This window comes from Bathymodiolus heckerae thiotrophic gill symbiont (assembly GCF_900128515.1).
In the GTDB taxonomy this organism is placed as follows: Bacteria; Pseudomonadota; Gammaproteobacteria; order PS1; family Pseudothioglobaceae; genus Thioglobus_A.
Genome location: NZ_FQTP01000065.1, coordinates 1 through 8,347, shown reverse-complemented (window position 1 = coordinate 8,347; position 8,347 = coordinate 1). Strand labels below are relative to the sequence as shown.

At 37.9% G+C, this 8,347-nt stretch carries 6 protein-coding genes; 3 read left to right on the top strand and 3 right to left on the bottom strand.

The window, feature by feature from the left end; all coding sequences use genetic code 11:
- Both cysM and BTHERMOSOX_RS08000 read left to right on the top strand, forming a co-directional pair.
- Window positions 1-831 (top strand): cysteine synthase CysM (cysM, locus tag BTHERMOSOX_RS08005; protein WP_138120564.1); only part of this gene is annotated, 831 nt, incomplete at its 5' end.
- Window positions 832-834: 3 nt separating this feature from the next.
- The gene (locus BTHERMOSOX_RS08000) at window positions 835-2,106 is read left to right on the top strand and encodes a chloride channel protein (RefSeq protein ID WP_138120563.1); all 1,272 of its coding nucleotides are present in this window, start codon (window positions 835-837) and stop codon (window positions 2,104-2,106) included.
- A 36-nt stretch (window positions 2,107-2,142) separates the two neighbouring features.
- Here BTHERMOSOX_RS08000 and hemJ read toward each other — a convergent pair whose 3' ends face one another.
- Entirely contained in the window at window positions 2,143-2,565 is a 423-nt protein-coding gene (gene hemJ, locus BTHERMOSOX_RS07995) for a protoporphyrinogen oxidase HemJ (protein WP_138120562.1), read from the bottom strand.
- Window positions 2,566-2,661: 96 nt separating this feature from the next.
- On the opposite strand from hemJ, the gene BTHERMOSOX_RS07990 reads away from it, so the two are divergent.
- Window positions 2,662-6,345: a DUF3683 domain-containing protein gene (locus BTHERMOSOX_RS07990; protein WP_138120561.1), complete on the top strand. Its 3,684-nt coding sequence runs from the start codon at window positions 2,662-2,664 to the stop codon at window positions 6,343-6,345.
- A gap of 7 nt (window positions 6,346-6,352) precedes the next feature.
- Here BTHERMOSOX_RS07990 and BTHERMOSOX_RS07985 read toward each other — a convergent pair whose 3' ends face one another.
- Both BTHERMOSOX_RS07985 and BTHERMOSOX_RS07980 read right to left on the bottom strand, forming a co-directional pair.
- Window positions 6,353-6,694 (bottom strand): gamma-glutamylcyclotransferase family protein, encoded by a 342-nt coding sequence (locus BTHERMOSOX_RS07985; protein WP_138120560.1) that lies wholly within the window; start codon window positions 6,692-6,694, stop codon window positions 6,353-6,355.
- A gap of 6 nt (window positions 6,695-6,700) precedes the next feature.
- Window positions 6,701-8,347: type I restriction endonuclease subunit R (locus BTHERMOSOX_RS07980; RefSeq protein ID WP_138120559.1), on the bottom strand; the 1,647-nt coding region annotated here is incomplete at its 5' end.

Genomic DNA, 8,347 nt, shown 5'->3' with positions numbered 1-8,347 from the left:
AATCCCAATCCGAGCAATACAATTTTATTAAAACTAGAGGGTAACAACCCTGCAGGATCAGTTAAAGATCGTGCTGCTTTTAATATGATTGCGAAAGCTGAGGCTCGAGGCGAAATCAAACCTGGTGATACTTTAATCGAAGCCACTAGTGGTAATACTGGCATTGCATTGGCGATGGTAGCTGCAATCAAAGGTTATAAAATGATGCTGATCATGCCTGAGAATCTGTCTCAAGAACGTCGTGATGCCATGACTGCCTATGGTGCAGAGTTATTATTAGTAACCAAAAAATCTGGCATGGAAGGTGCGCGTGATCTTGCTGATAAATTAGAGTCAGATGGTAAAGGAAAGCAGCTTGATCAATTTTCAAATGAAGATAATTCAGGTGCTCATATTAATACCACAGCTGAAGAGATTTGGAAAGATACCAATGGAAAAATTACTCATTTTGTCTCTGCCATGGGTACTACAGGCACAATTACAGGTGTATCTAATGCACTTAAAAATAAAAATAGTAGCGTTCAAATTATCGGTGTTCGTCCAGAAGAAGGCGCTCAAATTCCAGGCATTCGCCGTTGGAGTGATGCGTACCTACCTAAAATATTTTCCAAGGCGAAAATAGATAACACTATGGATGTTTCACAGAAATTAGCTGAACAAACTACTCGGGATCTCGCTACAAAAGAAGGAATTTTTGCTGGCGTTTCAAGTGGTGGCGCTGTTGCGGCAGCATTAGAATTATCCAAACAAGTCAACAATGCCACTATTGTAACTATTGTTTCAGATCGTGGTGATCGCTACCTGTCAACCGGCCTATTTAACGCCCAATAATCTATGCGTAGATACATCTCGCATCAATTTCCAAACGAAATAAAAACCTATATTTCATTAATATTAGCCAGTTTATTAACGGTTATCACCATTGATTTTTTTCTCTATTCAAGTGATTATGCCCAGCACTTGTTTAAACAGTTAATCGCAGATAAACCCATTCTAAGCTTTGCAATCACTCCGATAACCTTTGTATTAATTGTCTATATAGCTAAGTATTTTTGCCATTACGTTCAAGGTAGTGGTATTCCACAATTAATTGCAGCAAATGATTCTCGCAATAAAACCATTCGTCAACAACTACTTTCTTTTAGGGTGGCTGTTGGAAAAATTTGTTTCATTTTTTTAGGCATGCTCGGTGGTGCACCCATTGGTATTGAAGGTCCCAGCATTCATATTGGTGGATCAATTTTTTATGGGTTTAATCGATTTTTAAAATTAAAACGCAAATTATTGATTCATTCTTTAATTGCTATTGGTGGCAGTGCTGGACTGATTGTTGCCTTTAATGCGCCGATTGCAGGATTTTTATTTGCCTATGAAGAAATCGGACGAAAATTAAAAAAACAAGCGCTTGTTTTAATTGCAGCTGTCAGTCTTTTGGTTTATGTACTGTCAATTTTATATCGTGGCAATGAAGCCTATCTCAATGATATGTCCATCCATACAATCAACTACTTACTTATTTGGCAGCTCATTCCACTGGCCATTCTTGCGGGTATTTCAGGCGGGTTATTTTCTAAAGCTACTCTATATCTAATTGAAAAATTTATTAGCCACACCAAAGCTCGCGTCATATTAATTGCTGTATTCCTAGGGTTTGTTATTGCTTTGTTTAATTATCTGTCTAAAGGCCAAATTGCAGGCTCTGGTCGTGACGAAGTTTTATTGATGTTAACAGGCGAACAGCTCGACCTAGATTTCGTATTAATGAAATATTTTGCTACTCTAACCTCATTAGCCTCAACCATTCCAGGTGGATTATTTATGCCAAGTATCTCTATTGGTGCAGGCATTGGTGCTGAAATGGCACAATATTATTCAAATATTGATTTTCAAATTATTATCATGATGGCGATGATCGCTTATTTAAGTGCCGTTGTTAGAGCACCATTAACTGCTACTTTTGTTATTTTAGAAATGAGCGTATCACTTCATTTGATTATTCCAGGCTTGCTGGTTGCTTTTATCGCTAATTGGATTAGCAAGCAGATATTCACCCAGCCTATTTACGAAGCGCTGGCTGATAACTATCTAAAATTAACCAATTCTTAATGCTATATAAGGTACAAGGGCAAGACCTATAGCAATTTAAAAAGGTTTAACTACCACCAGAATAACAATCGCTATCAAGATTAACACTGGAAATTCATTAAACCAGCGATAAAAAATATCGGAGCGGGTGTTCTTATCTTGCTTAAAAATTTGCATCAAGTGGCCACAATAAAAATGATAAACAATCAGTGATACTATTAAGGTTAATTTAGCGTGCAGCCAAACCTGTGTTTGATAAATCTCCCAAGCATCAACCACCATCCAAGTACCAAGTGCTACAGCCAATATCATGCTAGGTGTCATAATACCTCGATAGAGTTTGCGCTGCATAATTTTAAAACGCTCGATGCTAATTTTGTCTTTACTCATTGCATGATAAACAAACAATCTTGGCAAATAAAACAAGGCAGCAAACCAAGTGATAACGGCGATTATATGAAAAGCTTTAATCCATAACATACAGTTTTCCTTTTTTAACAACTAACATTAACTATCAACCATTATAGAAGTGCCCTATAGTAAAATAAAAATTAATTATTATTAACTTTACTTCAATTGAAGCAATACCGCGAAATTCCTTATAACTACACCTCATTTTCCGACAAGGAAGTTGTGTGTCGCTTTTTGGGTATTGAGGCTTGGGAATTATTAGAGTCTTTACGCACCAATCGCAACACTGGTCGTAGTGCACGTATGCTCTTTGAAGTACTCGGTGATATGTGGGTGGTTGATCGCAACCCCTACCTACAAGAAGATTTAATCAAAAATCAACGTCGCTGGAAATCTTTAATTGATGCACTTAATTCGCGTCTTGATCTAATTCGCAATCGTGCTGATGACAATGAAAGTGTACTTGAGTTACTCAAGTGTGCTGACGCTGCCGTATCTAAGTTTGAGCTTCATTTAAGTGCTTTTAAACAGCGTAAGCAGCGTATTAAAAAAGCCTTATTAAAGGTTACTCATAATAACAATATTCGCTTTGATGCGCTTTCACGCTCGGCTCACGCAACAGATGCAACTGACTGGCGTGTTGAATACCCGCAAGTAGTTATCACTCCAGACACCGAATTTGAAATTGCCGCCATTGTTAAAACTTGTATTGAATTGGGTTTAACCATTATTCCTCGTGGTGGTGGCACGGGATATACCGGTGGCGCCATTCCATTACATGCGCAAACTGCAGTCATTAACACTGAAAAACTCAGTTTTATCGATAGTATTAAAGACATGGGTGGTATGCATAGCGTTAATGTTGGTGCGGGTGTTATTACTAAGAGAGTTAGTGAGTTAGCCACAAAGCATAATTTAGTCTTTGCTGTAGATCCAACTTCTCAAGATGCTTGTACGATTGGCGGCAATGTTGCTATGAATGCTGGCGGTAAAAAAGCCCTTAGATGGGGCACTACCATTGACAATCTACTGTCTTGGAAAATGGTGATGCCTGATGGCTCTTGGTTACAAGTAAAGCGTCTAAATCACAACCAAGATAAAATTCAATTATTAAAATCGGTTAGCTTCGAAATTTTCACTTTAAAGTCGGATGCAAAAACAGTCGTTAGCAGTCGAATACTGGAAATTGACGCAAAAAAACTGCGTAAAAGTGGCCTTGGAAAAGACGTTACCAACAAGTTTCTTGATGGCCTTCCAGGCATTCAAAAAGAAGGTTGTGATGGTTTTATTACTTCAGCAGAATTCATATTACATAAGCCATTAGAGCACATCAATACGCTCTGTTTAGAATTTTTCGGTCATGATTTAAAAGCTGCTGTTTCTACCATTGTTGATATTAAAAATCTAATTGACAAAACCTCTGATGTTGATTTAGTCGGCATGGAGCATCTTGATACACGCTATATTAAAGCAGTCAAATACACCACCAAAGCCAATAAAGCTGAATTACCAAAGATGGTTTTATTGATAGACATCTCAAGCCATCAACAGTCTGAACTCGATACTCATATTGAGCAAATAAAAGCAATCACCATCAAGCAAGAAGGTGAATGTTTTGTTGCTAAAGCTACCAATAAAAGACAAATTTTTTGGAAGGATCGCGCTAATACAGCAGCGATTGCCGCACATACCAATGCCTTTAAAATTAACGAAGACGTGGTTATTCCACTGGATAAACTGGCCGATTATAACGATGGCATTGAGCACATTAATATTCGTTTATCAATTGAAAATAAATTAGACACACTGGCTGATGTTCAAGAATATTTGGTCAATATCAAGGCTAAAACCCACTTAGTCAAGGATAAAACTACAGCAGCCATTGAGCTACTAACAAAGGTTAGTATGCAGTGGCAAAAAATACTTGGCAATCTTGATGATGCCACCCTATTTAGGCAAGTACAAACAGCTCAACGCGTTATCTCTTATATGGATGAGTTCGCCCATCCACTAAACGGTTTACTTATGGGCGATATCTTTACTCAAATGCGCGAAGACATCAAGCAAATTCATACTGAGCATCGCAATGTGCGCTTATTTGTAGCTACGCATATGCATGCAGGTGATGGCAATGTTCATACCAATATTCCAGTACATTCTCATAATACTCAAATGCTTGAAAAAGCCGAGTCAGTCGTTGATGAAATTATGCTGCTGGCGACAAATCTTGGTGGTGTTATTTCTGGTGAACATGGTATTGGCCTTACCAAATATCAGTATTTATCAGACGAATTTAAACACGAGTTCGAACAATACAAAGCTAAAATCGATCCAAACAATCACTTCAATAAAGGCAAGCTAATGCCGGGTAGTGGCCTTGATGGCGCCTTTACCCCATCACTGCACCTAGTAGAACAAGAAGCGTTAATCCTTGAAAGTAGTGAAATTGGCGAAATTAACGACATGGTGAAATCTTGTTTGCGTTGTGGCAAGTGTAAAGATGTATGCACCACGCACGTACCTGAGGCTAATCTTTTATATTCTCCTAGAGATAAAATCATTGGCACCAACCTTATTTCAGAAGCATTTCTTTACGAGGAACAAACTAGGCGTGGCATCTCTCTCAATCATTTTGTTGAGTTGGACGATATCGCTGATCATTGCACAATTTGTCATCGCTGCGCCAAACCATGCCCAGTTGATATTGATTTTGGCGATGTCTCTATTAAGATGAAATCAATCTTAATTAAGCAAAATAAACGCCGTACCAATATTGCTTCTAAAGTATCTATGGCATATTTGAATATGACTCAACCATGGAAAATCAAGCTAGTCAAAAAACTACTCATTGATTTTAGCTACAAAGCCCAAAATATTGCATCGCGCCTAGCCAAACCCTTAATTAATAAAATTCCAAATAAAACCGTTGGCAAGCCAAGTTTGGCGATTGAGCTTATTACGTTATTAGACAAGCCTTTGCCTACGGATACTGGTTTAAAACCAATGCGCGAGTTATTAGGCATTCAAGATACAACCAGTGTGCCAATTTTGTCACATCCAACTAAATCCAATGCTGATTCACCCAGTGTGTTTTATTTCCCAGGCTGTGGCTCAGAGCGTTTATATTCTCAAATTGGCTTGGCCACTGTTGCACTACTTTATCATCAAGGCGTTAAAGTGGTTTTACCGCCAAGCTATTTATGCTGTGGCTACCCACAACGAGCCGGCGGTTTTGATGCCAAGAGTACGGCTATTTCAACCGATAACCGCGTACTGTTCCATCGCATGGCAAATACCTTAAACTACCTAGATATCAAGCATGTGCTCACCTCATGTGGTACTTGTATTGATCAACTTGCAACCTACGAGCTAGGTGATATCTTTAAAGATTCGAGTTTGGGTGATATTCATGAATACCTACTCGATCAAAATGTCACCTTAGAAGCTACAGGCGAGCAATACTTGTATCATGCGCCTTGTCACGATCCTATCAAATCTGATGAATCTAGCACAGTCATTTCCAAGATTGTAAATAGTGAGGTTGTTAGCAATGATCGTTGTTGTGGTGAAGCAGGTACCTTTGCGGTTGCACGCCCTGATATCGCCAAACAAGCCAAATACAGAAAAGAGCTGGAAATCAAAAAAGATATTCAAACTATTACTGCGACTGATAAGCCTATCAAAATGCTAACAACTTGCCCTGCTTGTCGCCAAGGTTTATCACGCTACCAACACACAACCAATATCGAGCCGATTTATCCAATTGAACTTATTGCTGAGCAGCAATTAGGTAAAAATTGGCAGAAAGACTTTATAAAATCAGTCAATATTGAAAAAGTACTACTTTAAATAGCTTTTAAGCCTGCACGTACACCCAAGCTTTTTGACCCGATTTAAACTCACCCATAACACGCTTATACTCATTCACTTCATACTCATCTGATTGGGCTAATTCTTCAGGTGTAATTTCAAAAATAACACCTGATACAAAATCATTTTTATCCTTAGATACCACTGCAATAGGATGATGAGTTTCACCACTTAACGCTACCACATCAACATCACAAATTTCCACCATTTCTAGCTTATGGCCCAATAGCTGATCTGCATGGCCTTCCAACTTACGTCCAAAGGTTTCCAGCTGTACGGAAGTATTTTGTAAAGTACCATAGGAAAAAAGGCATTCGACTATATTCATAAAAAATTATGCCACCTTTTGTTCGTATAAATATTGTTGAAACTTAATAAACAATGGTCTAATATTTTTTACATCACCCAATACTTCTTTAGCATTTTCTAAAGATTGATATTTATTGGTTAATAAAATTGGTAATTTTTCTTGATCCAGTTCACCAACGCCAGTTTTAATATATTGCTTTAATACAAAATCAATAAACTCTTGCTGTTTATCATCAAGTAACGCAAAGATTGTAGATTTTGCCATTGCCACTCTATCTTTTCTAGTGATTGGCTTTATATCGCTGTTAAACACATATTCAAGCACATCAAATAAATCACTATTTTCGGCGTTAATTAGCTTTTGCAATGTGGTCAATTCCTCTTTGCCAAATCCAGCATCATCAAGCTTTTTCAGTAAAGTTTTTCTGGTGATTGGATTACTCCATAGTTTTCGCAATTCTGCTTCATTTTTAAAGAAGTTAGGTAGCTCACCAAATAAATTATTCAAAAACTCCTCTGCAGAAATTGGCTTACCATCTGCATTCCAAAACGAGGTCGAGATCATGTGCTGTATTTCTAGCTCTTTACCATTTTTAAGCTTTATCTTAATTTTTTGCTGCTTAGGTTTCGGCTTATAATCCTCATCTTCTTCTCTTACGCCTGAACCATCCTCTGGCTCAGGAGGATTATAAACATTACCCTCATCTTTAACAGGTTCACCATCCCACTCAGGATCAGAAAATCGCTGATAAGCATCTACAAAATCATAAATTGTAAAAAATTCTTTGCCATCAAACAGCCTTGTGCCACGTCCAACAATTTGCTTAAATTCAATAATTTGTTTCACAGGGCGCATCAGCACAATATTGCGAATATTTCTCGCATCCACGCCAGTTGACAGCTTTTGTGAGGTGGTAAGCACGGTAGGGATGAGTTTCTCATTATCTTGAAACTGCGCTAAAAATGTTTCACCAATAGTGCCGTCATTCGCCGTTACGCGTACGCAATAATTTGGATCTTTATTCTTTTTGTATTGATTAACCAAATCACGCACCATGGCAGCATGGACTTGAGTTGCACAAAAAATAATGGTCTTATCATTTTTGTTCGCATCATCCATAAAAATCTTAACGCGTTCAGCTTCTCTGGCTTTAATTTCAATAATTTTATTAAAATCTTCCTCTTCGTAAATCTTGCCTTGCTCAATTTCTCCTTCAACAACAGCGTCATCATTGGTGTAAATATAATCATCCAAGGTAGTTTGAATGCGCTTAACTTTAAACGGTGTTAAAAATCCATCATTAATACCGTCTTTCAAAGAGTACACATAAATCGGCTCGCCAAAATAAGCATAGGTATCTACATTGTCTTTTCGCTTTGGTGTGGCAGTTAAGCCCAATTGCACTGCAGGTGAAAAATAATCTAGTATTGATCGCCAGTTACCCTCATCATTTGCACCACCTCGATGGCACTCATCAATGATAATAAAATCAAAATAGTCTTTTGGATATTGCCCAAAATTTGGTTCTGACTCACCCTCTTCATTCGTGCCAGACATGAATGATTGAAATATCGTAAAAAAGATACTGCCATTGGTTGGTACTTTTCCTTTTTTCTTAATCTCCGAAGGCTTGATGCGTACCATCGCGTCATCATCAAATGCTGAAAATGA

What these genes read in the sequence shown, in the direction of transcription:
- BTHERMOSOX_RS08000 (WP_138120563.1), top strand. Translation starts at nt 835, where the DNA reads ATGCGTAGATACATCTCGCATCAATTTCCAAACGAAATAAAAACCTAT.
- hemJ (WP_138120562.1), bottom strand. Translation starts at nt 2,565, where the DNA reads ATGTTATGGATTAAAGCTTTTCATATAATCGCCGTTATCACTTGGTTT.
- BTHERMOSOX_RS07985 (WP_138120560.1), bottom strand. Translation starts at nt 6,694, where the DNA reads ATGAATATAGTCGAATGCCTTTTTTCCTATGGTACTTTACAAAATACT.